This is a genomic window from Curtobacterium sp. MCBD17_003 (assembly GCF_003234885.2).
Taxonomy (GTDB): domain Bacteria; phylum Actinomycetota; class Actinomycetes; order Actinomycetales; family Microbacteriaceae; genus Curtobacterium.
This window is the reverse complement of sequence record NZ_CP126275.1, coordinates 3333213-3357037: the sequence shown is the minus strand read 5'-3', so window position 1 is coordinate 3357037 and position 23825 is coordinate 3333213. Positions and strand designations below refer to the sequence as shown.

Annotated in this window: 24 protein-coding genes; 11 read left to right on the top strand and 13 right to left on the bottom strand. The window is 71.5% G+C overall.

The features are described from left to right. Positions 1 to 27: 27 nt before the first annotated feature. Positions 28 to 978, bottom strand: coding sequence for an SDR family NAD(P)-dependent oxidoreductase (locus DEI88_RS15940; RefSeq protein ID WP_258371934.1), 951 nt, complete (start codon positions 976 to 978; stop codon positions 28 to 30). Between the two features lie 109 nt (positions 979 to 1087). On the opposite strand from DEI88_RS15940, the gene DEI88_RS15935 reads away from it, so the two are divergent. Then, a complete protein-coding gene (locus DEI88_RS15935) occupies positions 1088 to 1603 on the top strand; it encodes an AAA family ATPase (protein WP_111027259.1) in 516 nt (171 codons plus the stop codon). Between the two features lie 79 nt (positions 1604 to 1682). Here the strand turns inward: DEI88_RS15935 and DEI88_RS15930 are convergent, their stop codons facing one another. After that, positions 1683 to 2324: a GrpB family protein gene (locus DEI88_RS15930; RefSeq protein ID WP_111027258.1), complete on the bottom strand. Its 642-nt coding sequence runs from the start codon at positions 2322 to 2324 to the stop codon at positions 1683 to 1685. Between the two features lie 371 nt (positions 2325 to 2695). Beyond that, complete coding sequence (locus DEI88_RS15925; protein WP_111035788.1) at positions 2696 to 3955, bottom strand: MFS transporter; 1260 nt, start codon at positions 3953 to 3955, stop codon at positions 2696 to 2698. Between the two features lie 244 nt (positions 3956 to 4199). Between DEI88_RS15925 and DEI88_RS15920 the strand changes: the two genes are divergently transcribed. Together DEI88_RS15920 and DEI88_RS15915 are read left to right on the top strand one after the other, a co-directional pair. After that, positions 4200 to 5558, top strand: coding sequence for an MFS transporter (locus DEI88_RS15920; RefSeq protein WP_111010744.1), 1359 nt, complete (start codon positions 4200 to 4202; stop codon positions 5556 to 5558). A 25-nt stretch (positions 5559 to 5583) separates the two neighbouring features. Next, entirely contained in the window at positions 5584 to 6681 is a 1098-nt protein-coding gene (locus tag DEI88_RS15915; protein WP_111010743.1) for a zinc-dependent alcohol dehydrogenase, read from the top strand. Positions 6682 to 6824: 143 nt separating this feature from the next. Here the strand turns inward: DEI88_RS15915 and DEI88_RS15910 are convergent, their stop codons facing one another. Beyond that, entirely contained in the window at positions 6825 to 7817 is a 993-nt protein-coding gene (locus DEI88_RS15910) for a LacI family DNA-binding transcriptional regulator (protein ID WP_111010742.1), read from the bottom strand. 167 nt (positions 7818 to 7984) lie between these two features. Here DEI88_RS15910 and DEI88_RS15905 point away from each other — a divergent pair, with 167 nt between their 5' ends. Genes DEI88_RS15905 through DEI88_RS15890 form a run of 4 tightly spaced genes read left to right on the top strand, consistent with a single transcriptional unit; the run spans position 7985 to position 11850 of the window. Further along, positions 7985 to 9724: a dihydroxyacetone kinase family protein gene (locus DEI88_RS15905; protein WP_111071966.1), complete on the top strand. Its 1740-nt coding sequence runs from the start codon at positions 7985 to 7987 to the stop codon at positions 9722 to 9724. Further along, positions 9717 to 10217, top strand: a complete 501-nt coding sequence (locus DEI88_RS15900) for a ribose-5-phosphate isomerase (protein ID WP_111010740.1) — start codon at positions 9717 to 9719, stop codon at positions 10215 to 10217. Before DEI88_RS15905 ends, DEI88_RS15900 begins: the two co-directional genes overlap by 8 nt. Beyond that, complete coding sequence (locus DEI88_RS15895) at positions 10217 to 11017, top strand: triose-phosphate isomerase family protein (RefSeq protein ID WP_111071965.1); 801 nt, start codon at positions 10217 to 10219, stop codon at positions 11015 to 11017. The genes DEI88_RS15900 and DEI88_RS15895 overlap by 1 nt, the downstream gene beginning before the upstream one ends. Continuing rightward, positions 11014 to 11850 (top strand): sugar phosphate isomerase/epimerase family protein, encoded by an 837-nt coding sequence (locus DEI88_RS15890; RefSeq protein WP_111071964.1) that lies wholly within the window; start codon positions 11014 to 11016, stop codon positions 11848 to 11850. Before DEI88_RS15895 ends, DEI88_RS15890 begins: the two co-directional genes overlap by 4 nt. Positions 11851 to 11966: 116 nt before the next feature. Here DEI88_RS15890 and DEI88_RS15885 read toward each other — a convergent pair whose 3' ends face one another. Further along, entirely contained in the window at positions 11967 to 13379 is a 1413-nt protein-coding gene (locus DEI88_RS15885) for an MDR family MFS transporter (protein ID WP_111035792.1), read from the bottom strand. A 58-nt stretch (positions 13380 to 13437) separates the two neighbouring features. Here DEI88_RS15885 and DEI88_RS15880 point away from each other — a divergent pair, with 58 nt between their 5' ends. Continuing rightward, the gene (locus DEI88_RS15880) at positions 13438 to 14109 is read left to right on the top strand and encodes a TetR/AcrR family transcriptional regulator (RefSeq protein ID WP_111035829.1); all 672 of its coding nucleotides are present in this window, start codon (positions 13438 to 13440) and stop codon (positions 14107 to 14109) included. 224 nt (positions 14110 to 14333) lie between these two features. Here DEI88_RS15880 and DEI88_RS15875 read toward each other — a convergent pair whose 3' ends face one another. Continuing rightward, the gene (locus DEI88_RS15875; RefSeq protein WP_111035793.1) at positions 14334 to 14978 is read right to left on the bottom strand and encodes an NAD(P)-dependent oxidoreductase; all 645 of its coding nucleotides are present in this window, start codon (positions 14976 to 14978) and stop codon (positions 14334 to 14336) included. A 138-nt stretch (positions 14979 to 15116) separates the two neighbouring features. On the opposite strand from DEI88_RS15875, the gene DEI88_RS15870 reads away from it, so the two are divergent. Further along, positions 15117 to 15980: a PhzF family phenazine biosynthesis protein gene (locus tag DEI88_RS15870; protein ID WP_111035794.1), complete on the top strand. Its 864-nt coding sequence runs from the start codon at positions 15117 to 15119 to the stop codon at positions 15978 to 15980. Here DEI88_RS15870 and DEI88_RS15865 read toward each other — a convergent pair. The 6 genes from DEI88_RS15865 to DEI88_RS15840 form a co-directional block, all read right to left on the bottom strand. Then, positions 15977 to 16147, bottom strand: a complete 171-nt coding sequence (locus tag DEI88_RS15865; RefSeq protein WP_181434976.1) for a hypothetical protein — start codon at positions 16145 to 16147, stop codon at positions 15977 to 15979. The two genes, DEI88_RS15870 and DEI88_RS15865, sit on opposite strands and share 4 nt — an antisense overlap. Positions 16148 to 16312: 165 nt before the next feature. Next, entirely contained in the window at positions 16313 to 16987 is a 675-nt protein-coding gene (locus tag DEI88_RS15860; RefSeq protein WP_111071963.1) for a response regulator, read from the bottom strand. Next, entirely contained in the window at positions 16984 to 18330 is a 1347-nt protein-coding gene (locus DEI88_RS15855) for a sensor histidine kinase (RefSeq protein ID WP_111071962.1), read from the bottom strand. The genes DEI88_RS15860 and DEI88_RS15855 overlap by 4 nt, the downstream gene beginning before the upstream one ends. Further along, complete coding sequence (locus DEI88_RS15850) at positions 18317 to 19354, bottom strand: type II CAAX endopeptidase family protein (protein WP_111072040.1); 1038 nt, start codon at positions 19352 to 19354, stop codon at positions 18317 to 18319. The genes DEI88_RS15855 and DEI88_RS15850 overlap by 14 nt, the downstream gene beginning before the upstream one ends. 227 nt (positions 19355 to 19581) lie before the next feature. Continuing rightward, positions 19582 to 19893, bottom strand: a complete 312-nt coding sequence (locus DEI88_RS15845) for an AzlD domain-containing protein (RefSeq protein ID WP_111014148.1) — start codon at positions 19891 to 19893, stop codon at positions 19582 to 19584. After that, positions 19890 to 20654 (bottom strand): AzlC family ABC transporter permease, encoded by a 765-nt coding sequence (locus DEI88_RS15840; protein ID WP_111071961.1) that lies wholly within the window; start codon positions 20652 to 20654, stop codon positions 19890 to 19892. The genes DEI88_RS15845 and DEI88_RS15840 overlap by 4 nt, the downstream gene beginning before the upstream one ends. A gap of 109 nt (positions 20655 to 20763) precedes the next feature. Here DEI88_RS15840 and DEI88_RS15835 point away from each other — a divergent pair, with 109 nt between their 5' ends. Next, the gene (locus tag DEI88_RS15835; protein WP_181441216.1) at positions 20764 to 21720 is read left to right on the top strand and encodes a helix-turn-helix transcriptional regulator; all 957 of its coding nucleotides are present in this window, start codon (positions 20764 to 20766) and stop codon (positions 21718 to 21720) included. Positions 21721 to 21727: 7 nt separating this feature from the next. On the opposite strand, the gene DEI88_RS15830 is transcribed toward DEI88_RS15835, so the two are convergent. After that, the gene (locus DEI88_RS15830) at positions 21728 to 23014 is read right to left on the bottom strand and encodes a permease (RefSeq protein ID WP_111071959.1); all 1287 of its coding nucleotides are present in this window, start codon (positions 23012 to 23014) and stop codon (positions 21728 to 21730) included. Positions 23015 to 23148: 134 nt separating this feature from the next. Here DEI88_RS15830 and DEI88_RS15825 point away from each other — a divergent pair, with 134 nt between their 5' ends. Then, the gene (locus DEI88_RS15825; RefSeq protein WP_181435084.1) at positions 23149 to 23793 is read left to right on the top strand and encodes a TetR/AcrR family transcriptional regulator; all 645 of its coding nucleotides are present in this window, start codon (positions 23149 to 23151) and stop codon (positions 23791 to 23793) included. Positions 23794 to 23825: the final 32 nt, after the last annotated feature.

Sequence of the window (23825 nt, the reverse complement as noted above, 5' to 3'; positions counted from 1 at the left end):
GGCCGGCGCGGCCAGCCGTGGTGCGGACTACTGAACGGAGACGCCGCCGTCGCTGGAGAGGACGGCACCGTTGATGTTCACACCGTCCTTGCTGAGCAAGAACGTGATCGAGGCAGCGAGCTCGGCGGGCGCCGCGATGCTCGGTAGCAGTGCGAAGAACGGCGCCAACCGCTCCTGGCCCTTCTCCGAGAGCTTCGAGGAGGAGCCGATGTTCGTGGCGACCGCGCCCGGAGCGACAGCGTTGACACGCAGTCCTCGCTGCGCATACATGAACGCTGCGGAGCGGGTCAGGCCCAGGACCGCGTGCTTGGACGCGGTGTAGGCCGCTCCTGAACCGCTACCGAGGAGCGCGGCGCCGCTGATGATGTTGACGACGGAGCCCCTGCCGGCTTCGAGCATGACGGGCAGCACGGCTCGGGTGAGCTTGAAAGTGCCGGTGACGTTGACGCCCATCACGCGCTCCCAGACGGCGTCGCTCGTCTCGTCGATGGGGGAGAAGTCGTCGGCGATGCCGGCGACGTTGGCGAGAGCGTCGATCTGGCCACCGGCGGCTGCGACGATCGCGTCGACGTCTGCCTGCGAGGTGATGTCGCCACCCACCGGCACGATGTCGGCGTCGGGCAGTTCCGCAAGCAGATCTGAGAGGCGGTCGGCGGTGATGTCGACGGCCACGACCCGCCCGCCTTCGCGTGCAACGCGTGACGCCGTGGCACGACCGATGCCGGACGCGGCCCCGGTGACGATGACGGTCTGGCCGGAGAAACGACCCGGAGTGATCTGCTCAGTCCAGGTGGAAGCCTGCGTGGACTGCGGAACCACGTTCGTGTGGCTGTCGGGTGCGGTGGAATCGGACATGGAGGTCTCCTGTCGACAGTGACGAGGGTGAGCTAGGTGGTGATCACCAGGCTTGTCGAGACAAATCGTCTCGACTTCAAGAAATCGTACGCCTGGCGTCGACGCCCTTCCGACACGTTCCACCCTGGGGCTCAACGCGCTCCGGACACCTGTACGAGCATCCGGCCACCCTCCGGTGTGTCCAGTAGCCGATGGGCTTCAGAGATCCATCGCCGAGGGCTACCGTGCCCTCATGGGGAAGCGGAACTACCTCGTCGAAGGCGTCTCCGGAACAGGGAAGACGTCGGTGTGCCACGAACTGCGTCGCCGTGGTTTCCCAGCGATCGACGGCGATCGAGAACTCGCCTACCAGGGGGACCCGAAGACAGGGGCGCCTGTCGATGGTGTGACCGGGACAGCCGTTCACCACCACCACATCTGGCAGGTAGACAGGGTCCGCTCGATCGCGGCGGACCAGTCAGATCCGGTCACCTTCTTCTGCGGAGGATCGCGCAACGTCGAATCGTTCATCGACGTCTTCGACGACGTCTTCGTCCTGATGATCGATCGGGCAACGCTCGAGCGACGCCTGGAGGCGCGGGGCGATGACGAATGGGCCGGGACGGGCCGGCTGGAAGAGCGGGCCCTCGTTCACGCACTCCATGCGACCGGCACCGTGCCGCGCGATGGCGTGCACGTCGATGCCAGTCAGCCGCTCGATGTCGTCGTGGACGAGGTGCTCCGCCGGTGTGGCCTGTCCGAGTGGTGAGCGCGTCCTGCGTGATCACGACGCGTCATCCGCTTCCGCGCACCGCCGTGAGAGCGCTTGCCAGCGTGGCCAGGTCTCTCTAGTCGCCTTCGATGAAGCCGGCGGCCGCGAGGGCGCGCTCGTAGATCTCTCGGATGACTGCGGCCTTGCGGGCGTTGTAGTCCGACATGCGTTGCGCTGGCTGCTGTGCGGCCTGACGCTTGACGGTCGCGTAGCGTTCGCGATCCGCGGTGTCGTGTCGGAGCCAGTTCCGGAACACCACGTGCTTGACCAGCTCCGGACTGTCCGGCCCGAAGACGTGCAGGTTCACGGGGATCCCGGGAACCGGCGCTGCCGCCCGGTTGCTTGCAGGGGCTCCCTGGAGGAGGCGATGCTCGTGCCACCAGGGCTCGCGCACCGTGAGGACGAAGCCCGCTGCTTCCAACCGCGGCAGCCAGACACGTTCGTCGGAGGGATCTGCGACCGTCAGGTCCAGGTCGAGTACCGGTTTCGCCGCGAGCCCAGGAACAGACGTGGACCCGACGTGCTCGACACGGAGCGCGCGAACGTCGAGAGCATCGATGATCAGGTTGCTCACCGTCGATGCGAGCTGCGGCCATTCAGGGTCCGGGTCGACGACACTGATGACGGTGGCCTTCGGCGGGACCACCCACGGGCTGGCTCCCGCCGGCACGGGCGGCTCGTCGAAGTCGAGAATCTCAGCGGTCGTCGGCACGCCCATAGTCAACCCGATTGGTCGGCGCATCGGTTGATGACCGGGTCGCCAAGGGACGATCCGTGCCGTGCGGAGGCCGACGGCCGAGATCGACGGCGGCACAAGCGGTGATGAGCAGGCCTGACGTGACGAAGATCACCCGTGATCCCGGGTCCACCCGCGCTGGACGGCCCTCCATTCCCGCGCCAATGGTGGGGATCGGCGACGCGCGGTCCGACACCGGTCGGGAGGCCCGGTGGCAGCAGAGCCGTGTGTCCATCAGGCGCACACCGCGATGAACGCACCCGTCTTCGCCGGCGCGGCATCGCTCCTCGTACCAGCGAGGACGGCAGACGGCGCGCCGATGGCCCAGCTGGCGCCGCCTGGTGGCGGATCGATCATGCCGACGCATCCGACGCGCTCCGGGTCCGGGCGTACCGGAACGACAGCGCGGCGGACGCCACCGCGGCCAGCACGAGGACCACGAGCGGCATGGTCGCGGCTCGAACTCCGCTGTGCGTGATCAGCGCTCCGGTGAGCGATGCGCTCATCGCGATGCCGATCGCGGAGGCGGAGTTGATCCATGTGAACCCCTGCGTCAGTGCTGATCCGGCGACCGTCGCCTGCACGATCTGGGAGGACGACGCGAGCAGCGGGGCGATCGCTGTTCCGCCGATGGTCAGCATGATCGCCAGCCCGAGCAGCGTGGGCCAGGCGACGCCGACGAGCACGGCGACCGTGAGCACGAGCGTCGCGACCAGCTGCGCCGCCTGGGGACGCGGGGTCGCCCGCATCGACCCGTACACGAGGCCCGCGATGATGCTCGCGGCGCTGGGGACGGCGAGGACGAGACCGGTGAGGGACAGCATCCCGCGAGCGCTCGCCGCGGCGGTGACGAGGAGCGGAACAGCGCCGAAGAAGCACCCGAGCCCGAGGTTGACGCCGAGTGCGGCGAGGAAGTCCGGAGCGAGGAGTGAGGTCCGGGTCCTGTTCCGGCCGCGTCTCCGACCTCGACGCGGCGCTGGTGCGGTGCGCGGTTGCAGCGACAGCGTGCCGCAGCCGAGGGCGACGAGTGTCGCGGCCGCGGCCGAACCCGCCCACGGGACGAGGGAAGTACTGGCGAGGGTCACGAGGATCGGACCGGACAGGAACACGACGTCGTTGACGTTCGCCTCGAGGGAGAAGGCGACGCGGAGCGCCGGCCCATCCGTCAGGAGGTGCGACCACCGCGCCGCCGACAGGGCTCCGGGCTGGGGCGTCACGGCACCGGCGACCATCACGGCCGCGAGCGTGACCGGGACCGGTGCGCTCCCCGCGGTGGTGATGGCCGCAGCGACCGCGGCAGCGTGAGCGGCGACGATGACCGGGACCGTCACCGCCTGCCCCCACCGGTCCACGAGGCGAGCGACCTGCGGACCCGCCACGGCCTCCGCGATCGAGAAACCGGCCGTGGAAGCGCCTGCGACCGCGAACGATCCCGACGCGTGCTGGATCGAGAACAGCAGCCCGAGCCCGGTCATCGCGACGCCGAGACGCGCAACGGCCGCGGGGAGGAAGAACGCCAGCGCCCCGGGGTGGTCGAGGACACGGCCGTACCGGGCACCGGTCGACCGGAACGGTCCGAGGACCGAGGACAGGAGCGAGCGCGCAGTCGTCATGGACGATGCCTCCGACGCGGTGCCGGTGATCGGTCGGCAGACAAGTCGGCCTGGGCTTCGACGATCATCACGGCACAGCGGTACCTCCGGCATCCTGCTCCGCAGGGGAGCGCTGGCGCAAGGAGCACACGTCGTGGTGCTTCTGCGCCGAGCGATGTCGCGGCTTGCGGGCGTCACTTGGTTACGTATACAGTCGCTCGGAGCATCCCCGTGAATACGTACCCATTCTTCGAAGGAGAAGACGATGGCCCTCACTGAAGTCCAGCGCCAGCGCGCCGTCCACGGAACGCGGGACAAGAAGTCCGCGGCGATCGGCGCAGCGGTCGGCACCTGCGTCGAGAACTACGACTTCCTCGCGTACGGCACCGCGTCGGCGCTGTACTTCGGCACCGCGTTCTTCCCCGGCGCCGATCCGCTGGTCGGGACGCTGCTCTCGTTCGCCACGCTCGGCGTCGGGTTCGCGATGCGCCCGCTCGGCGGCATCATCGGTGGCTACCTCGGGGACAAGATCGGCCGCAAGCCGGTGCTCGTCGCGGCGTTGCTGGTGATGGGACTCGCGACGTTCGCGATCGGACTGCTGCCGACGTACCAGACCGTCGGCGTCCTGGCCCCGATCCTCCTGGTCGCGGTGCGCGTCATCCAGGGCGTCGCGTTCGGCGCCGAGTGGGGCGGCGCGATCCTCATGGCCTACGAGCACGCGCCGTGGCGACACCGTGGCCGCTACTCCGCGATCCCGACCGCGGGGAACCCGGCCGGGGTGTTCCTGGCGAACATCGTCTTCCTGTTCTCCGTGCACCTCGGCGGTGAGTGGGCGTGGCGGGTGCCGTTCCTCGCCAGCGCCGTCCTCGTCATCGCGGGCCTCATCATCCGGGCGAGGGTCTCGGAGTCCCCGGAGTTCGAAGACGTCAAGGACCGCGGCGAGACCGCGAAGAACCCGCTGCTCAAGGTGCTCAAGGACGACTGGCGGAACCTGCTCCGCGTCATCGGCCTGCGCCTGGTCGAGTCCGCGGGCTTCTACGTCGTCGTCACCTACATCCTCAGCTACATCTCCGGTCTCGACGCGGACCTCCGTGAGGTCGGCCTCGTCGGGCTCTGCATCGCGACCGCGATCGGCGTCGGCTCCTCCCTGTTCTGGGGCGACCTCACCGACAAGTTCGGGCGGAAGCCGATCTACCTGGTCGGGTCGATCCTCTCGATCGCGTTCGGGTTCCCGATGTTCCTGATGCTCAACTCGCAGGTGCCGGTCCTGATCGTGTTCGTCTACGTCATCGGCCTGCCGCTCATCCACGACATGCTCGCCGGCACCCAGGGCGCCTGGTTCAGCGAGCTGTTCAGCACGGACACGCGCTCCTCGGGCGCCTCGATCGGCTACCAGCTCGCCGCCGCGATCTCCGGCTTCATCCCGTTCATCGCCACCGCCCTCGCGGCAGCGATCGGTTGGGGCGGCGTCTCGCTCCTCTACGTCGCTGCCGGCGTCGTCGGCGTCGTCACGGTGCTCCTCACCCGTGAGACGTGGAGCCGGAAGGAGCGGGCCTACGTCGACGAGGTCACCTCCGCCGTGCCGACCGCCGTGGTGGACCCGCGCGTCGCGAACCAGTCCTGAGCCACCGAAGGAAGAAGCAAGCACCATGAAGGCAATCGTCAAGACCACCGCGGCGCCGGGCGTCGAGTTCGTCGAGGACCACCCCGAGCCCACGGTCGGCCCCCGTGACGTCCTGCTCCACGTCGGCGCGGTGTCGATCTGCGGCACCGACCGCGAGATGTACGAGTGGACACCGTCGGCGGTGGCGTTCAACCTCGACCTGCCGGTCGTCCTGGGGCACGAGGTCTCCGGCACGGTGATCGAGGTGGGCTCCGACGTCAGTCGACTCGCGGTGGGGGACCGGGTGGCGCTCGAGACGCACATCCCGTGCGAGCAGTGCTTCATGTGCCGCACCGGCAACGGGCACAACTGCCTGAACATGAAGATCATCGCGATGCACGCCGACGGCGCGTTCGCCGAGCGCGTCGCGGTGCCGGAGAACATCTGCTTCCCGCTGCCGGAGGGCATGCCGCTCGAGGTCGGTGCGCTCCTCGAGCCCGCCGGCGTCGCTTGGCATGCGCTGCAGCGGGCGGACCTCGATGTCGCCGGGCACTCGGTGTTGGTGTCCGGCTGCGGCCCGGTCGGGCTGCTCATCGTGCAGTTCGCGCTGCACCTCGGCGCCACCGAGGTGATCGCCGTCGAACCCAACCCGTACCGACGCGGCTGGGCCGAGAAGCTCGGCGCGACCGTGTTCGAGCCCGGCCCCGGCGTCGTCGAGTACGTCGAGGAGCACTATGCCCACCGCAGCGGCGTCGACGTCGCCTTCGAGGTCAGCGCGGCCGCCGCGGCGTACCCGACCATCTTCGAGTCGGTCCGCCGCGAGGGCACGATCGTCACGATCGGACACCCCGGCAACCCGGTGCCGGTCGACATCGCCAAGTACATCAACAAGAACGGGATCACCCTGCGCGGCACGTTCGGGCGCCGACTCTGGGACACCTGGGAGGACCTCGTCGAGGTCCTCACCCGTGGCGGCGTGGACATCTCGTGGCTCATCACCCACCGGTTCCCGCTCGGCGACCTCGGCCCCGCGATCGACCTCCTCACCGGCGACGCCAACAAGGTCCTCATCCTGCCGAACGGGCCCGTCGACGGCGCGGCAACCGTCGGGGGAGCCGAGACGGTCGCCGCAACGGCGCACTGATCCGACGCGACGACCGACGAGTCCGAGGAGAGCGCATGGCCCAGACCCACGACCGGGGTGCTCCACACCTCGGCGCGCACCCCACGCTCGTCGCGCCCACGCCGCCGACACCCGGCGGACCGGGCGGACACCGTGCCTCCCGGTCAGCGGGCCCCGGTCGACCCGCGCTCGACGAGCCGAGCGGGCACCAGCGTGTGCACCGGCTCCGACGTGTCCCCGGCGATGCGGTCCAGGAGTCGTTGCACGGACGCGCGCGCGATGCTCGTGATGTCCTGTTCGAACGTCGTGAGGTCGAACGCACCCCACGCCGACATCGGGAGCCCGTCGATGCCGAGCACCCACGTCCGCTCGGGGACGGCGACCTCGGCCGTGCGGAGGGCGTCCATCGCGCCGTACGCGATGATGTCCGAGGAGCAGAAGACCGCGTCCGGAACGCCGTGCGCGAGCAACTCGCGCGCCGCGCGGTTCCCCGTGTCGTACGTGGTCGTGCCCCTCGTGGTCTGCTCGGCCCGGATCTCCACCCCGGCGGCCCGCAACGCCTGTCGGAACCCGGCCTCACGCGCCGGGCTCGCGAACGTGTCCGACGGGCCGAAGATCGCGGCGATGTGCGACCGACCGCGTTCGAGCAGGAACTCCGCGGCACGGACGCCCGTCCCGAAGTGATCCGTCATGACGATGTCGGCGGTCGACTCGAGGTCGGCCCGGTTGCAGAGCAGCACCGGAACGCCGCGTTCCACCAGGCGGTCGATGCCGAGCGTCTGCTGCTTCGCGGCGGTGAAGAGCACGCCGTCGACGGTGCCGGCGCCGACGCCGGCGGTCGCGAGCGGCATCGCCGGATCGTCGTCGTTCCACACCACGACGTTGACGTTCATCTCGCGCGCGACCCGCGTCAACTCGTCGAGCAGGTACGGCAGGTACGGGTTCTGGATCTCACTGGTGACGATCCCGATCGCGCCCGCCCGGGCCGTGCGCATCGCCTTGGCCTGCGCGTTGGGCACGTAGCCGACGTCGCGCATGGCACCGAGGACGCGCTCACGGGTCTGGTCCGAGACGCTCGGGCTGCCGTTGAGCACCCGCGACACGGTCGCCTGCGACACGCCCGCGGCCCGCGCGATGTCACGGCTCGTCAGCGCCACGACGCCCCCTCTCCTCGAACCCGATGCAACGACGCTACAGCGGAGTCGACCTCGGCCTCACCGCCGCGACCTGCCCGCCGCGTGCCGGTGCACGGCCCCTCCAACGTCCACGCCGGTCGCGCGACCGTGACCGGCCAGCCGCACCACCCGATCGAAGGAGCGACACCATGACCCGCCTGTTCAACGACCCGGCGGACTTCGCGGACGAGATGGTCGACGGGTTCGTCGCGGCGAACCGGCGGTGGGTCCGGAAGGTCCGCGGCGGGGTCACTCGTGCGACCACCAGCCCTGAGGGCACGGTGGCCCTGGTGATCGGTGGCGGCTCGGGGCACTACCCGGCGTTCGGCGGACTCGTCGGGCACGGCCTCGCGGCCGGCGCGGCGATGGGCAACCTGTTCGCGTCGCCGTCGGCACAGCAGGTCACCGCGGTCGCCACGGCGGCGCACCACCGTGGCGGGGTGCTGCTGTCCTACGGCAACTACGCCGGTGACGCGCTCAACTTCGATGCCGCGGCGCGCGCCCTGACCGAGGCTGGCATCGACGTCCGCACGGTCCGCGTGACGGACGACATCGCCTCCGCGTCGGCCGACGAGCAGCACAAGCGTCGCGGCATCGCGGGGGACCTGTGCGTGTTCAAGGTCGCCGGTGCCGCCGCCGAGCGGGGCGACTCGCTGGACCACGTGGCAGCGATCGCGGAGCGGGCGAACGACCGGACGCGGAGTTTCGGCGTCGCGTTCAGCGGCTGCTCGCTGCCCGGCGCCGACGAGCCGCTGTTCACGGTCCCCGAGGGGCGGATGGCGATCGGGATGGGCATCCACGGTGAGCGGGGCATCGACGAGGCCGACGTCCCCACCGCCGCCGAGCTCGCCGACCTGCTCGTCGGCCGCCTGCTCCAGGAGCTCCCGGACGGTGTCTCCGTCGACGGCGCCCGCGTCGTCCCCATCCTCAACGGACTCGGCTCGGTGAAGTACGAGGAGCTGTTCGTCGTCTACGGCACCGTGCAGCGCCTGCTGACGGACGTCGGCGCGATCGTCGTGGAGCCCGAGGTCGGCGAGCTGGTCACGTCGTTCGACATGGCCGGGGTGTCGCTGACGCTGTTCTGGGTGGACGAGGAGCTCGAGCAGCTGTGGGCGGCGCCGGCCGACAGCCCCGCGTACCGGAAGGGCGGAGCGGTGCCGCAGGAGCGCGTGTCCGACGAACTCCTCGAGGCCGGCGAGCAGGTCCAGGTCACGCCCGGCAGCGAGGAGTCACAGATGTCGGCCGCGGTCGTCACGGACGGGATCACCGCGATCCGCGCGACGATCGACGAGCACGCCGTCCGGCTCGGCGAGATCGACTCGGTCGCCGGCGACGGCGACCACGGCATCGGCATGCGGCGCGGTTCACACGCCGCGCACGTGGCCGCGCAGGACGCCGCCGCGCGCGGTGCCGGCGCCGGATCCGTCCTCCGGATCGCCGGGGACGCCTGGTCCGACGAGGCCGGCGGGACCTCCGGTGCGATCTGGGGTGCCGCCCTGGAGGCGCTGGGTCGCGTGCTCGGGGACGAGTCGCGTCCGTCGGCCGCCGACGTCGCTGCGGCGGTGCACGCGGCGAACGAGGCGGTCCTCGCCTTCGGCGCCGTCGTCGGCGACAAGACCATGGTCGACGCGCTCGTGCCGTTCGACACGGTGCTCACCGGACGGGTCGACGCCGGCGACGACCTGGTGACCGCGTGGACCGCCGCGTCCGCCGCCGCGCAGGAGGCCGCCGACGGCACCGCCGCGCTGCTCCCGAAGATGGGTCGCGCCCGCACCCACGCCGAGCACGCCGTCGGCACCCCCGACGCCGGCGCGATCTCGTTCGCCCTGATCACCGCCGCGGTCCTCGCGGTGCTCCCCACGAAGCAGAAGGAAGGTCACCATGGCTGAGCAGCAGTTCCGCCTCGTCGTCGGCTCCGACGACGCCGGGTTCGACTACAAGGAGATCATCAAGAAGGACCTGGAGGCCGACGACCGGGTGGCGTCCGTCGTGGACGTCGGTGTCGATGCCGAGGGGCACACCGCCTACCCGCACATCGCGGTCGACGCGGCCCGCATGGTCGCGAACGGCGAGGCCGACCGGGCCATCCTCATCTGCGGCACCGGCCTCGGCGTCGCGATCTCGGCGAACAAGGTCCCCGGCATCCGCGCCGTCACCGCTCACGACTCCTTCAGCGTCGAACGCTCGGTCCTGTCCAACGACGCCCAGGTGCTCTGCATGGGCCAGCGCGTCATCGGCGTCGAGCTCGCCCGCCGACTCGCGGGGGAGTGGCTCGGCTACAGCTTCGACACCTCCTCGGCCTCCGCCGAGAAGGTCGCCGCGATCTGCCAGTACGACGGCAGCGCGCCGGAGGGCATCGACACGGAGTCGGTGGACGCCTGATGCTGACCGCCGCGGCAGCACCCGCGCTGACGATCGGTGTGTCGCTGAAGATGTACTTCGGTCACGCCCGGACGCTGGCGTGGGCGTCCGCCGTCGCGGACATCGCCAGGGACCACCCCGCCGTCACCGCCGGGGCCGTCGACCTGTTCGTCATCCCGACGTTCCCCTCGCTCGTCCCCGTCAAGGGCCTGCTCGAGGGCACCCGCGTCCACCTCGGGGCGCAGGACCTGGCCTGGGCCGACCAGGGCGCGTTCACCGGTGAGGTGTCCGGCACCGAGCTCGCCGAGATCGGCTGCGACCTCGTCGAGATCGCGCACGCCGAGCGCCGCTGTCTGTTCCACGAGACGGACGACGAGATCGCCGGCAAGGTGCACGCCGCGTTCCGCAACCACCTCACCCCCCTGATCTGCGTCGGCGAGGTGGAGCGGGCCTCCAGGCAGGATGCGATCGCGGAGGTGACCGGTCAGCTCGGCCGGTTCCTCGCCACCGCCACCGCGGACCACCTGGCCGGACCCGTCATCGTGGCCTACGAGCCGGTGTGGGCGATCGGCGCCACGGCGCCCGCCCCCGACGAGCACATCGTCGCCGTGCTCGCCGGGATCGAGGCGTACCTCGCGTCGCGTCCCGAGCTCGCCGGCTCGCGTGCGATCTACGGCGGCAGCGCCGGACCGGGGCTGCTCAGCCGCGGGCAGGGTCGCATCGGCGGGCTCTTCCTCGGCCGCTTCGCCCACGACCCCGCCGCGATCGCGACCATCCTCGACGAAGTCCTCACCACCAGCGTCTCGGAGCGGACCCCATGACCTCCCTGCTCGGCCTGTCCACCTACGCGTACTTCTGGCGCATGTCGGATCGGGTGCCGTCGCCGATGTCCCTCGACGACGCACTCCGCGACGCCGCCACGCACGACGGTGTCGACCTGTTCCAGATCTGCGACCACGCACCGCTCGACACGGCGTCGGACGAGCGGCTCGCCGGGATCCGCTCGCTCGCGGACGAGCTCGGGCTGACGCTCGAGGTCGGCACGCGCGGGACCGACCCGGAGCACCTCGCCCGGTACCTGCACGTCGCACAGCGGCTCGACGCGGTGCTCGTCCGGTCGATGTGGAGTGCCGGCGACGACGAGCCGGACGCCGTCGAGACCGACCGGCGCCTGCGAGCCGCGCTGCCGGCGTACGAGGAGGCCGGGGTCACCCTCGCCCTCGAGACCTACGAACGTGTCAGCTCGGTCGAGCTCGTCGCGGTCGTGTCCGCGATCGGGTCGCCGAACCTGCGGATCTGCCTCGATCCCGCGAACACCGTCGCGAACCTCGAGCACCCGGCCGACGTCGTCGCCCGGTGCGCTCCGTACACGGCGAACTGGCACGTGAAGGACTTCGACTTCACCCGTTCGCCGGGCTGGGTCGGGTTCCAGTACACCGGCGTCCCGTTGGGCACCGGTCGGCTCGACTACGACGGCATCCGGGCGGCGATCGAGCCCGACGCCCGGGGCATCAACCGTGTCATCGAGTTCTGGCTCCCGTGGCAGGCCGACTCGGCGGATGACTCCACCGGGGACGCCGCGTCGAGGAGCATCGCCGTGGAGACGGACTGGGTCGCCTCCGCGGTGGCCGCCCTCTCCGCAGCCCGCGCCTGACCGACCTGAGCATGACCGGAGCGTCCCGGACGTCCGCCGGCTGGTCCACGCGATCCGCACGAGCGGCTTCGCGACCGCCAGCGCGCTGAACAGGGGCGTTGCGGAGTGCACCACGGTCAGCGCGACGCCCTCGGGAGGAACGCAGCCAGCACCAACGGCACCGCACTGAGCCCGAGCACCCACCAGAACGTCGCCCCGAAGGCACCGGCCGCGGCGGCCGGCGACCCCGCGGAAGCCAGGAAGTGCTCGAGGACCACCGCGACCACGGTGACGCCGAAGGGCGCCCCGACGCGCTGCACGATGCTGAAGGCGGCACTGCCGCGCGGGGTCTCGTCGTGGCTCAGGCTCGCGAACGCCAGGGTCATCACCGGGAGGGACGCGGCGCCCATCCCGACACCCTGGACGAACTGCGCGACGAGCAGCAGGACGGAGTGACCATCGACGCCGGCGAGGGCGAAGGGGACGATCCCGAGCATGAGGAGCACCACGCCACCGCCGACGACCAGGCGGCCGTCGAGCTTCGCAGTGAGTCGGCGGCTGAGCACGATGAAGAGCATCGTGCCGAGGCCCTGCGGGATGAGCAGCAGGCCGGTGTGCAGGACGGAAGCACCGCGGACCTGTTGGTAGAACAGCGGCAGGAGGAACATCAGGGCGTACATCGAGAAGCCGCCGACGAACGTGATGACGCTCGACAGGCCGAAGCTCCGACGTGCGAAGACGCGGACGTCGACGAGCGCATGGGTCCGGTTACGGAGTGCGGAGGCGACGAAGCCGACCAGGAGCGCGCCTCCGGTTCCGAGCGGGAGCCAGACGTCGGTCGCGGCGAACCCGTGGTCCCCGGTGAGCCGGCTGACGCCGTACGCGATGAGCGCGACCGCGGGGGTGAGGAGCACGAACCCGAGCACGTCGAACCGGCTCCCGCGCTGCGCGGGTGCGGACGGCAGGAACAGCGGGCCGAGCACGAGAGCGGCCAGGCAGATCGGGATGTTGACGAAGAACAGCCAGTGCCAGCTGACGGATTGCACGATGGACCCACCGATGATCGGTCCGAGGATCGGCGCGAGCTGCCCGATGAGCCCGATGGTGGCGATGGCGCGGCCGATGCGCTCGCGGCCGGCCGCGCGGGTCAGGATCGTGATCGTCACCGGGAGCACCAGACCGCCCCCGACGCCCTGCAGCACCCGGAACACGACGAGTGACGGGAGGGACCACGCGAGTCCGCAGAGCAGGGAACCGACCATGAAGGTCGCGACCGCGACGATCCACGCGGTGCGGGCACCGAGGCGTTCGGACACCCAGCCGGACACCGGGATCACCGACACGAAGGCCAGGAGGTACGCGGTCGCGACCCACTGCGTGCGGGCGACCGACTCGTGGAACGTCCGGTGCAAGTGGTCGAGCGCGATGTTGACGATGGTCGTGTCGAGCAGCGTCGTCAGGGCGCCGAGGACGAGCACGAGGCTGATCAGGGTGAGCCGCCGGTCCGTGACCGGGCCGGGAACGGCCGGAGCCGTGAGGGAAGTGGTCATACCGCGTAAACTACACTGTGCAGTGTAGGAAGTACACCCGTCGGTGTAATGTGGCGTGGTGGCTGCCGCGACCCCTCAGGACCCGACGTCGAAATCGACATCGAAGACCATCCGTGCCGGGCAGGCGCACAAACGGAGCGCGATCCTCGCGGCAGCGCGGGACCTCTTCGTCCTGGACGGTGTCGAGCGCACGAGCATGGACGCCGTCGCCGCGCGCGCGAGCGTCTCGAAGCGGACCGTGTACGACTACTACGGCGACAAACGCGGGCTCCTCCTCGGTGTCGTCGTGGCTGCGGGGGAGTCGCTCGTCGAGACGCTCCGGCGGGCCATCGCGGACCACCTGGCCGATGACGCTCCCATCGCCGACCAGGCCGCGCTCGAACGCGCGCTCGTCGGGTTCGCCGTGCAGATCGGCGAGACCATGCTCGGCTCTGCCGACTACGGGAGCACCATCAAGCTCATCGGTGACAACCGCGCGGTCCTCCCCGAGCTCGCGCACCACCCCCTCAACTCGGCACCGGAAGCGGCGCTCGCCGAGCGGATCGCACACTTCGCGGACGTCGGTCTGCTCGACGTGGACGACGCGTTCTTGGCGGCCGACCACTTCAACGCCCTGACCACCCTGCTGGCCATGAACATCCGGTTCCCGGATCAGCTGTCCACGGACGCGACCCGCAGGACGATGGCCGACGGTGTGCACGCCTTCATGCGGGCGTACGGCGCGCGCTGAGCCCCGGCGGCAGCACGGCGTGCTCGTGGTGACGTCGTCGTGGTCGTCGAACACCGGTCGTCCGGTCGAACACCGCGATCCCGGTGTTCGACCGGACGCGAGGTGTGCAACACGGTGGGGCCGCGGGTGCAGCGCCTCCCGTCCGATGCACGGCCCGGCGACGACGCGCTTCCGCCGAGTTCAATGGGACGCCGAGCGCCGCCGGATGCCAGGCGTGGCCGGCGTCAGTTGGCGAGGTTCACCTGCGTGCGGTGCAGGTCCGTCCGCTCGATCTGGTCGACGAACCCGATGGCGTAGTCCTGCGCGGAGATCGCGCCGCCCTCGGCGACCACGGCGACGTCGGTGCCGACCCGGTACGAGCCGGTGCGCTCGCCGGGGGCGAAGGAGCCGAACTGGAGGGGCGGGCTGACGAACACCCAGTCGAGCGCCTCGGGGGCGGCGGGGAGGTCCTCGAGGACGAGGGCCGCGCCGCTCTGGACCTCGTGGTGCAGCTCGGCCGGGACGGCGCTGAGGTCCTCGACGTAGCGGGGCGCCCCGGGCGCGGGACGGAGCGACGAGAACCCGCCGACCACGAACAGCCGAGCACCGGCGGACGCGGCCCGTCGCGCGATGGTGCGGTTGACCTCCCGGAAGGTGTCGGTGAGGTCGCCGCGTGGGGCGAGCGCGGCGACGACGACGTCGGCGTCCTCGATGACCGGGGTGAGGACGGCTTCGTCCGAGGCGTCGCCCTGCACGTACCGGACACCCGGGACCTGGTCGGTCGGGAGCGAACGGCTGAGCGAGGTGACCTCGTGACCACGGGACGCAGCCTCGGCGACGATCGCCGATCCTGCGTAGCCGGTGCCGCCGATGACGGAGATGCGGGACATGGGAGCCTTTCGGACGGAGGAGTGCACGGGCGCGACGAGTCGGCCCGATTCCACGGTAGGAGCGCCCGTGAGAGAGCGGAAGTAGGCACTTCAGGGTGCCTGTCGCGCCCCGCTCGCCGGGCCCGGTAGACATACGGCATGAGCACGGCACCCAGGACGCTGCAGTTCCGCGCCTTCACGACGACGAGCGACGACCCGCGGTCCGGCAATCCGGCGGGGGTCGTGCTGCACGCCGAGACGTTGACCGACGCGGACATGCTCGCGATCGCCGGCGAGCTCGGACACAGTGAGACCGCGTTCCTCACCGCCGTGACGCCCAACTCGGCGCGGATCCGCTACTTCACGCCGCGGGCGGAGATCGCGTTCTGCGGCCACGCGACCATCGCGTCGGGCGTGGCGCTGGCGCGGAACGGCGCCGCGGGCGTGGTCGACCTGACCACGAACGCCGGCGTCGTGCCGGTCGCGGTCCGTCCGGACGGCGCCACCCTCACCGCCGTCGCGACGACCGTCGCACCGCTCCCCGACGCGGTGCTCGGCGAGCTGCTCGACGCGCTCCGTCTGTCGTCGACGGACCTCGACCCGGCGCTGCCACCGGCGTTCCTGTCCGGGGGCAACCCGCACCCGCTCGTGCCCGTCCGCGACGGCGTCCTCGCCCGGCTCGACCACGACGGCGACGCGGTGCTCCGCCTGCAGGACCGGGAGGGATGGGACGGCACGATCGCGGTCGTGCACCGGGTCGACGCCACGCGGTTCGTGAGCCGTCACCCGTTCCCGCGCGGCGGTGTCCGCGAGGACCCGGCCACGGGGTCGGCTGCCGCCGCGCTCGGTGCCTACCTGCGGGACGGCGGCCACGTGGCGGTCCCGGCGGTGCTCACCGTCGAGCAGGGTGCGGAGACCGGACACCCCTCACGCATCACCGTCGAGGTCCCCGCGACGGGTCGCGTCCGGGTGAGCGGGACGGTGGAGGAGCTGGCGGGGCCCGGTCTCCGGCCGACTGCCTAGACCCGCGACGCGCCGCCCCGCACGAGTCGGATGACGAGCAGGATCGCGGCGACGACCAGGACGATGATCCCGACCGTGATCAGGAACTTCAGGGTCGCGACGAACGCGCCGATCAGCAGCAGGATGATGCCGATGATGGCGAGGGTGACCCACAGGGCGTGGTTCATGATGTGTCCTTTCGAAGGGGTGACGTGCCCTTCTCGGCCGGACGGTACGCGTTCCCCGACGTCGGCGACCGCCGTCCGCGCGAAGTCGGTCCGACCTGATCGATCCCGCGCGCGTCTTCGTGGATCCTGGGTCCCGCAGCCGCACACTGGTGCGTCCTGCTCCGGTCACCGCTCCGCGTCGGGCACCGTCACGACGCGGTTCTGGTACGCCCAGACGACGGCCTGCAGCCGCGATCGCACGCCGAGCTTCGGCAGCATCCGGGCCAAGTGGGACTTCACCGTCGAGACCTCGACGACGAGCGCGGCCGCGATTTCCTCGTTCGACATGCCCTGCGCCAGGAGCATGAGCACGTCGCGCTCCCGCTCGGTCAGCAGCTCGGTCCCTCGCCCGCGTGTCACGGGCTGGAGCGCGCGCCGTTCGACGAACTCGCGCAGCACCCGGCGGGTGAGCGCCTGGTCGAGCGTGCCGTTGCCGGCGGCCACCTGCCGGACGGCGGCGACGATGGTGTCGGGGTCCGCGTCTTTGAGCAGGAAGCCCGACGCACCGGCCTCGAGCGCGCCGAACACGTAGTCGTCGAGGTCGAACGTCGTCAGCATGAGGACCGGGATCGGGGGATCCGCCTCGGGACCGCACAGGGCCCGTGCGACCTCGATGCCGTCCACGACGGGCATGCGGATGTCGAGGCACGCGACGTCCGGGTGCTCCGACCGTGCGAGGGCGAGTGCCTCGCCACCGTCCGTCGCGACGGCGACGACCGCGATGTCGGGTTCGGCGTCGAGCAACGCGGACAGACCGGCGCGGACGAGGGGCTGGTCGTCCGCGACGAGGACCCGGATCACGACGGCACCTCCGCTCCGACGGCCGGGGCGTCAGGACCGCTCGCCGCCCGCGGGACGACGAGGCGGACCTCCCACCCGCCGTCCTCCGTGGGACCGTACCGCAGGTCGGCGCCGACGAGGTCGGCTCGTTCGCGCATGCCGACGAGCCCGTGACCGCCCGAGGAGGACCGTGGTGCGGCCTCGCGTGCCGGTCCGTTCCGCACGACGACGGTGACGTGGGTGTGCTCGCGGTCGTCGAGCTCGACGGTGGTGGCGGCACCCGGGGCGTGCAGGGCGGCGTTCGCCAGGGCCTCCTGGACGGTTCGGTACGCCGCGAGCTGCGCGAGCGGACCGACGTCCGAGCCGACCGAGGGGCTGGCCTCGGGCTCGCCCCGCAGCACCCGCAGCGTGACCCGCCCGTGCCGCTGCGCCCGCGCGACGAGGTCCGGGACCGCCGCCAGGGTCTCGACGGACCGCTCGGCCAGGGTGTCGTCGCGGAGCAGCCCGACGAGCCGCCGGAGGTCGTCGAGCACCGCCGTGCTCTGCTCCCGGACCTGGCGGACGGCGGCGTGGGCACGCTCGGGGTCGCTGTCGATCTGCCGGTCGATCACGGCGGCCATGAGCGCGATCCCGGACAGGTGGTGCGCGGCGATGTCGTGGAGCTCCCGCGCCATGGCGGCTCGCTCCCGGGATACGGCCGCCTCGACGCGCGCGTCCTGCTCGCGGACCACCGCGTCCCGCTCCCGGAGCACGGCGTCCTGCTCCCGGACGACCGCGTCCCGCTCGCGGACGACCGCGTCCCGCTCGCGCGCCCGCGCCGCGCGGACGTCCAGGCGCGACCGGACGACCAGGGTCACGAGCAGTGGCAGGCCGATCACGGCTCCCGCCTGGCCCAGCCCCTGCGTGATCGCCTGCACCGGTGTCGCGCCGTAGCCGGTGAGCTGCCAGACGGCCTCCTCGATCCCGACGCCCACCGCCGCTGTGACGAGGGCGGGCCACAGCCACGCGAGGGGCTGCCGGAGCACCGCGAGCACGACCGCCACCATCACCGCGAGCGTCGACAGACCGTGCAGCACGGACGGGGCCACCAGCACGAGGACGGCTGCGAGCACCGCGACGGCCACGAGCGTCGTCCGCGGTCGGTTCCGCGCCCACAGCAGCACGCACGCCTGGGCCGTGAGCACGGCGGCGACGACCCACCAGGACGGGTCGGCGGGCGAGGCGAACTGGATCTGGGCCGAGTCCGGATCCCCCGCCGCCATCGCGGGTGCGCCGAGCAGGAGCGCGATCGCCGCGACCGCGTCGGCCGCGGCGACCAGGACGTCCACCCGCCGCACCCGCGGGCGGGCCTCAGCGGTGACCATCGCTCGAGTCTACGAGTGGCGACGCGGAGGGCGTCGGGGCAGCAGCGGGTGCGGTGCCGGCCACGACGGCGGAGGCGGGGTCCTCCGCCGGACCGGTGCCGGGCCTCCCGGCCGTGCCGGCGACAGGACCGCGGTAGCCGAGCCGGCCCCGCGTCGCGACCACGATGACGACCGCGCCGATGGTCGAGGTGATGAGCAGCGCGAGCAGCATCGTCTCGGCACCGATGCCCGGGAACATGTCGCTCCACAGGACCGACGCCGTGGTGTTGACGCTGACGTGGAGGAGCACCGCGAGCGGCAGGCTCTCACCCGACCGGTTGAACACCCACGACATCACGACGGTGAACGCCATGCAGAACCCCACGAACACGAGCGGCTGCGTCCAGTGCGCGGTCGGCCATCCACCCCAGTCCGTCAGGAACAGCGGCAGGTGCCACAGCCCCCAGAGCGGCCCGAGCACGAGCGCGGCCCGCATCGGGCCGAACCGGCCCTGGAGGCGCGGCAGGGCGAAGTCCCGCCAGCCCGGCTCCTCCGCCAGTCCGGTCGTCACGACCTGGAGGAGCAGCGCCGGCACGTAGGCCGCCAACGCCAGCGCGGAGGGTGCGTGGACGACCCCGCCGGCGAACGGCAGCCCCGACAGCACGATGAGCACCGGAACGCCGAGCAGCACCGTCACGTACCACTGCCACCGGACCCGCCACCGCCACAGCCGGCCGGCCCACACCCGGAGGCCCGCACGACCGTCCGCCGCGGCCGTCACGACGAACGCCGCGGTGACCGGTCCGAGGAGTGCGCCCGGCAGGACACCCGACAGCTGCGCGGTGCCGAGGACCTCGGGGAAGTGGAGGTCCCACACCCCGAGACCGTGGGGCGACAGGATGTAGGGCAGCCACACCAGCCAGCTCGTCCCGAGGGCGAGCACGGCGAACGTGCGGAGCGAGTTGCGGGCGACGACGCCGCGGAGCCCGCCCGGAGCGGGCCTCGTGCTCCTGCGGTCCGTCCCCGGTGCGCTGATGGTGGTCATGGTGCCTCCGTCGGTCAGGTGGCCGCGGTTCGACCACATCCCGACGGTAGGAATGGCGGGTGCCCGGCCTCGACGGGCGGAGGGACGCAGCTCGCGATCTCCATCGGAGGATGCAAGGGGCCGGTCTGCGCCCCTCCGTCGATCCTGCGCACGCCGACGACGAGTGCGGATGCGCCCCCATGTCCCGTTGTCGTCCGCGTGAGCACATGGCGCGAGCAGACCCCGCTTCAGGACCAGCCGAGCGCCCGCAGTACCGCGGCGGTCACGGCGGCCAGCGCGACCACGACGATGAACGGCGCCCGCAGCACGAGCGCGACGATCGCCACGACGAGCCCGGCCGCGCGCGCGTCGAGCACCAGGTGCGTCGCGGTCGAGAACGTCTGCAGGACGACGAGCGAGGCGAGCAGGGCGGCCGGGAGCATCTCGCTGATGCGGGCGACCCGGGGCTCCTCGAGCACGGCCGGGGGGACGGTGTAGCCGGAGAACTTGAACCCGTACGCGATCGCCGACGCCACGATGACCGCGATCCACGCGGTCACGACGCGGCCCCGGTCGCATCCGGCCGGGAGGGCCGCCACCGGTCGGGCCACCACCACGCGATCACCGCGCCCACGCACGCGGCGGCGAGGACCGGGAGGCCCTGTGGGATCACCGGGATGAGTGCGGTCGTCACGATCCCGGCGACGATCGCGATGGCGACCGGTTGCCGTGCCCGCAGCCGCGGCCAGAGGAGTGCGATGAACGCGGCCGAGGCGGCGGCGTCGAGCCCGTAGCGCTTCGGATCGCCGAGCGCGGACCCCGCGAGGGCCCCGAGGAGCGTCATGACGTTCCATCCGATGTACACGCCGAGGCCGGTCACCCAGAACCCCAGGCGACCGAGCGGCCGCGAGGACTGCGCGACCGCGACCGCCGTGGACTCGTCGATCGTGAGCTGGGGGACCACGATGCGACGCCACCCGCGGGGGAGCATCGTCGGACCGAGTTGGAGCCCGTAGAGCGCGTTCCGGATGCCGAGCAGGGAGGCGGCCGCGATCGCCGCCCCCGCGGTGCCGCCGCCGCCGAGGATCCCGACGAGCGCGAACTGCGACCCGCCGCTGAACAGGAGGAGCGACAGCAGGCAGGTCTGCACGACGCTGAGGCCGCTCGCCACGCTCAGTGCGCCGAAGCTCACGCCGTACAGTCCGGTCGCGACGGCGACCGAGACGCCCTGGCGGACGACGGCCCGCCGAGCGGTCGTGACGTCCGCCGCTCGCTCGGGGCCGTCGTGCTCGTCGGCGGGGGTGGGGGAGCCGTCGGTCATGCCCTCAGGATGCCGCAGGCCGGCTGCGCCCGGGCGCGCCCGCGTGTCCCAGACGCGCAATTCTCTGTCAACCCCGGCGTCCGGGCGCCACGGCTGCGATCCTTGGATGATGGCAGAGGACGTGGTGCGACGCTCAGTGGTCGCCGGGCAGGACATCGACGATGCCCGTGCCATGTACGAGGCCGCGTACAACGGACGGCAGTTCCACATCGAGCCGACCGAGCGCGAGTTCGGGTACCGATACACGATCGCCGGGGACGACGACGTCACGCTGCGGGGGAACCGGTTCACGGGGTCGGTCGAAGGCACCGTCCAGGTGCAGGGCGAGTACGTGGTCACGTGGATCACCGCGGGGACCGGCGCGATGGACCTCGAGGGGACCGGCGACCTCACGCCGCTCGAACCCGGGCAGCCCGTCCTGTTCACCACCGGTGGCCAGAACCGATTCGCGTTCGCCGACTACAAGCAGAACCTCGTCCACCTCGACGGCCGGTACCTCGAGCGGGTCGCGGCGGAGGTCGAGGGCCACGACGGCGGGCCCCTGCGGTTCCGACACGGTGGCCGACTCGAGGACCACGCGCTCCAGCGGTGGACGGCGGCGGTGCGGACGGTGAACGCCGTGGGCGCGAGCGGGGACGCCAGTGCCCTGCTGCGGAGCGAGGTGAACCGCCTCGCCGCGGTGTCGCTCCTGTCGACGTTCCCGCACGAGGCGACCTCCCTGCCGCCCGAGCTGCTGCTCCCGCGCCACCGACGGGTCCGCACGGCCGTCGAGTTCATCCACGCGAACGCCCATCTGCCGATCACGCTCACGGACGTCGCCGCGGCGGCGAACGTGAGCTCCCGCTCCCTGCAGCAGGCGTTCGAGCGTGCCCTGGCCACGTCGCCCACGCGGTACCTGCGGCAGGTGCGCCTGGAGCGGGTGCGGGCCGAACTGCTCGAGCAGCACCCCGAGGACGTGTCCGTCGGCGACGTCGCACGCCGTTGGGGCTTCGTGCACCTCGGCCGGTTCTCGGGGGCGTACGCAGCGGCCTTCGGGGAGTACCCGCGCGAGACGCTGTACCGCTGACGGGCGGTCAGTGGTGCGGGTGGTGCCCGCCCACGTCGTGGTGCGCGTGCGCTTCGTCGTGCCCGTGCCCGTGCCCGTGCTCGTGCCCATGCCCATGCCCATGCTCGTGCTCGTGCTCGTTCGTTTCGTGGTGCTCGTGCGCGTGGCTCCCGTCGTCCGGGCCGCCGCCCATCATCCGCAGCATCGACCACGAGCCGCTGCGGACGAAGACGACGAGCAGGACCGCCGCCACGACCAGGAACAGGATGTCCAACCAGGTGGTGTAGTTCCACGTGATCCCGGTCTCGGCGATCGCCAGGTGCCGACCGGTGGGGACGAGGCCGAGCGGCGTGAAGACGAGCTCGACGACGTACCCGGCGAGGACCATGGCGCCGTAGAGGACGCCGGTGATCCGGAGGGCGGCCGCCCAGCCGTAGTACTTCCGGTAGATCACGATGATCGGGATGATGAGCAGGTCGGCGAAGACGAAGCTCACGACGCCGCCGAAGCTGATCCCGCCGTTCCAGAGCACCGCCGCGAGCGGGACGTTCCCGACCGAGCACACGAAGCTGACCATGGCGATGACCGGTCCGATGAGCGGGTCGAGGAAGAACGCGACCGTCGGGTCACCGTGCAGGAACACCGCCTGCAGCCATGCCCTCGGGACCCAGGCCTCGAACGCCCCCGCGATGAGGAGCCCGATGACGATGTCCCGGAGCACGGCGGCCCAGTCCATGACGAAGTACTGGGACACCGACGTGATGCCCGGTCGGGAGAACAGGCGTCGCCAGAACCCCTGGTCTCCGGCGACCGACATGTCCATCGCCGCGTGCCCCTCCATCGAGCCGGCGAGGCCCCGGTCGGCCTGCTCCCGTGCGGCGTCGACGATGCGACCCCGCATCCAGAGTCGGAAGCCGAGCGCGACGAGCACGATCATGACGGGGCCGCCGATGAACTCGGCGAGGGTGAACTGCCATCCCATGACGAACGCGAGGACGAGGCCGAGCTCGACGACGAGGTTCGTCGACGCCACCTCGAACGCGATCGCCGCGGTGAGGCTCGCGCCCTTCCGGAACAGTGCCCGGGCGAGCGCGACCGCCGCGTAGGAGCACGAGGAGGACAGTGCTCCGAACCCCGTCGCCACCGCGATGGCACGCGGGGAGTCGTCGTGCATGAGCCGGGTGATGCGTTCGGTCCTGACCGCGGCCTGGATCACACCCGACAGGGCGAACCCGAGCACGAGGGGCCAGAGGATCGTCCACGCCATCGTCCCGGCCGCCGTCAGGGCGGCACCGATCGCCTCCAGGATCATCATGATGACAGGGTACCCCCTGGGGGTAAGCGCGACCAGATGGTTCGCCTGTGACGCGGCTCACCCGGAGGTCACGGACCTGAGTGTCGGATGGACGTCGTTGCACTCCGTGCATCGGTGCACCTAGTGTCTCCGGAGTGACCACGGGGACCAGCATCGACCGACGGGCCGTGCTCAAGGCCCGGCACCGGGCGGCGATCCTCGACGCTGCTCGCGCACTGACCGCCGAACGGGGCGGCCCCCGGTTCAGCGTCGACGAGCTCGCCGCCCGAGCCGACGTCGCGCGCCGCACGGTGTTCAACCACTTCTCGTCGATCGACGAGGTCGTCCTCACGCTCTGCGGCGAGCTGCTCACCGTCGTCCTCGACGACTTCGTGGCGACGGCCACCGCGACGCCCGTCGGCAACGGCGACCGGGCCTCCATGTTCGACGAGATCGCCGAGTGGTTACGCGTCGCGGACCTGCCGACCGCGATCTCGTCGATCGTGCGCGTGCTCGGTGAGCCGCCCGAGGAGGACCGCCGCGGCCGTCTGCTCATCGACGAGGCCTTCGACCGGTCGACCGCCGTCCTCGTCGACGAGGTCCGTCGCCGCAACCCGTCGGCCGACCCCCTCGACGCCGAACTCCTCGTGACCTCGCTCATGAACGGCGTCGTCGTGATCTCGAAGCACTGGGTCCTCCGCACGGGTGCGAGCACTGACGGCGACGGCCGCGCACAGTGGGACGCGTTGCTCGGCCGACTCATCGACAGCGTCCGCAGCGGCTACATGCCCCAGCACTGACCACGAGGGGTCCACCGGCGTACCCCGATCCC

What these genes read in the sequence shown, in the direction of transcription:
- DEI88_RS15935 (WP_111027259.1), top strand. Translation starts at nt 1,088, where the DNA reads ATGGGGAAGCGGAACTACCTCGTCGAAGGCGTCTCCGGAACAGGGAAG.
- DEI88_RS15930 (WP_111027258.1), bottom strand. Translation starts at nt 2,324, where the DNA reads ATGGGCGTGCCGACGACCGCTGAGATTCTCGACTTCGACGAGCCGCCC.
- DEI88_RS15925 (WP_111035788.1), bottom strand. Translation starts at nt 3,955, where the DNA reads ATGACGACTGCGCGCTCGCTCCTGTCCTCGGTCCTCGGACCGTTCCGG.
- DEI88_RS15920 (WP_111010744.1), top strand. Translation starts at nt 4,200, where the DNA reads ATGGCCCTCACTGAAGTCCAGCGCCAGCGCGCCGTCCACGGAACGCGG.
- DEI88_RS15915 (WP_111010743.1), top strand. Translation starts at nt 5,584, where the DNA reads ATGAAGGCAATCGTCAAGACCACCGCGGCGCCGGGCGTCGAGTTCGTC.
- DEI88_RS15905 (WP_111071966.1), top strand. Translation starts at nt 7,985, where the DNA reads ATGACCCGCCTGTTCAACGACCCGGCGGACTTCGCGGACGAGATGGTC.
- DEI88_RS15900 (WP_111010740.1), top strand. Translation starts at nt 9,717, where the DNA reads ATGGCTGAGCAGCAGTTCCGCCTCGTCGTCGGCTCCGACGACGCCGGG.
- DEI88_RS15895 (WP_111071965.1), top strand. Translation starts at nt 10,217, where the DNA reads ATGCTGACCGCCGCGGCAGCACCCGCGCTGACGATCGGTGTGTCGCTG.
- DEI88_RS15890 (WP_111071964.1), top strand. Translation starts at nt 11,014, where the DNA reads ATGACCTCCCTGCTCGGCCTGTCCACCTACGCGTACTTCTGGCGCATG.
- DEI88_RS15885 (WP_111035792.1), bottom strand. Translation starts at nt 13,379, where the DNA reads ATGACCACTTCCCTCACGGCTCCGGCCGTTCCCGGCCCGGTCACGGAC.
- DEI88_RS15875 (WP_111035793.1), bottom strand. Translation starts at nt 14,978, where the DNA reads ATGTCCCGCATCTCCGTCATCGGCGGCACCGGCTACGCAGGATCGGCG.
- DEI88_RS15870 (WP_111035794.1), top strand. Translation starts at nt 15,117, where the DNA reads ATGAGCACGGCACCCAGGACGCTGCAGTTCCGCGCCTTCACGACGACG.
- DEI88_RS15865 (WP_181434976.1), bottom strand. Translation starts at nt 16,147, where the DNA reads ATGAACCACGCCCTGTGGGTCACCCTCGCCATCATCGGCATCATCCTG.
- DEI88_RS15855 (WP_111071962.1), bottom strand. Translation starts at nt 18,330, where the DNA reads ATGGTCACCGCTGAGGCCCGCCCGCGGGTGCGGCGGGTGGACGTCCTG.
- DEI88_RS15850 (WP_111072040.1), bottom strand. Translation starts at nt 19,354, where the DNA reads ATGACCACCATCAGCGCACCGGGGACGGACCGCAGGAGCACGAGGCCC.
- DEI88_RS15840 (WP_111071961.1), bottom strand. Translation starts at nt 20,654, where the DNA reads ATGACCGACGGCTCCCCCACCCCCGCCGACGAGCACGACGGCCCCGAG.
- DEI88_RS15835 (WP_181441216.1), top strand. Translation starts at nt 20,764, where the DNA reads ATGGCAGAGGACGTGGTGCGACGCTCAGTGGTCGCCGGGCAGGACATC.
- DEI88_RS15830 (WP_111071959.1), bottom strand. Translation starts at nt 23,014, where the DNA reads ATGATGATCCTGGAGGCGATCGGTGCCGCCCTGACGGCGGCCGGGACG.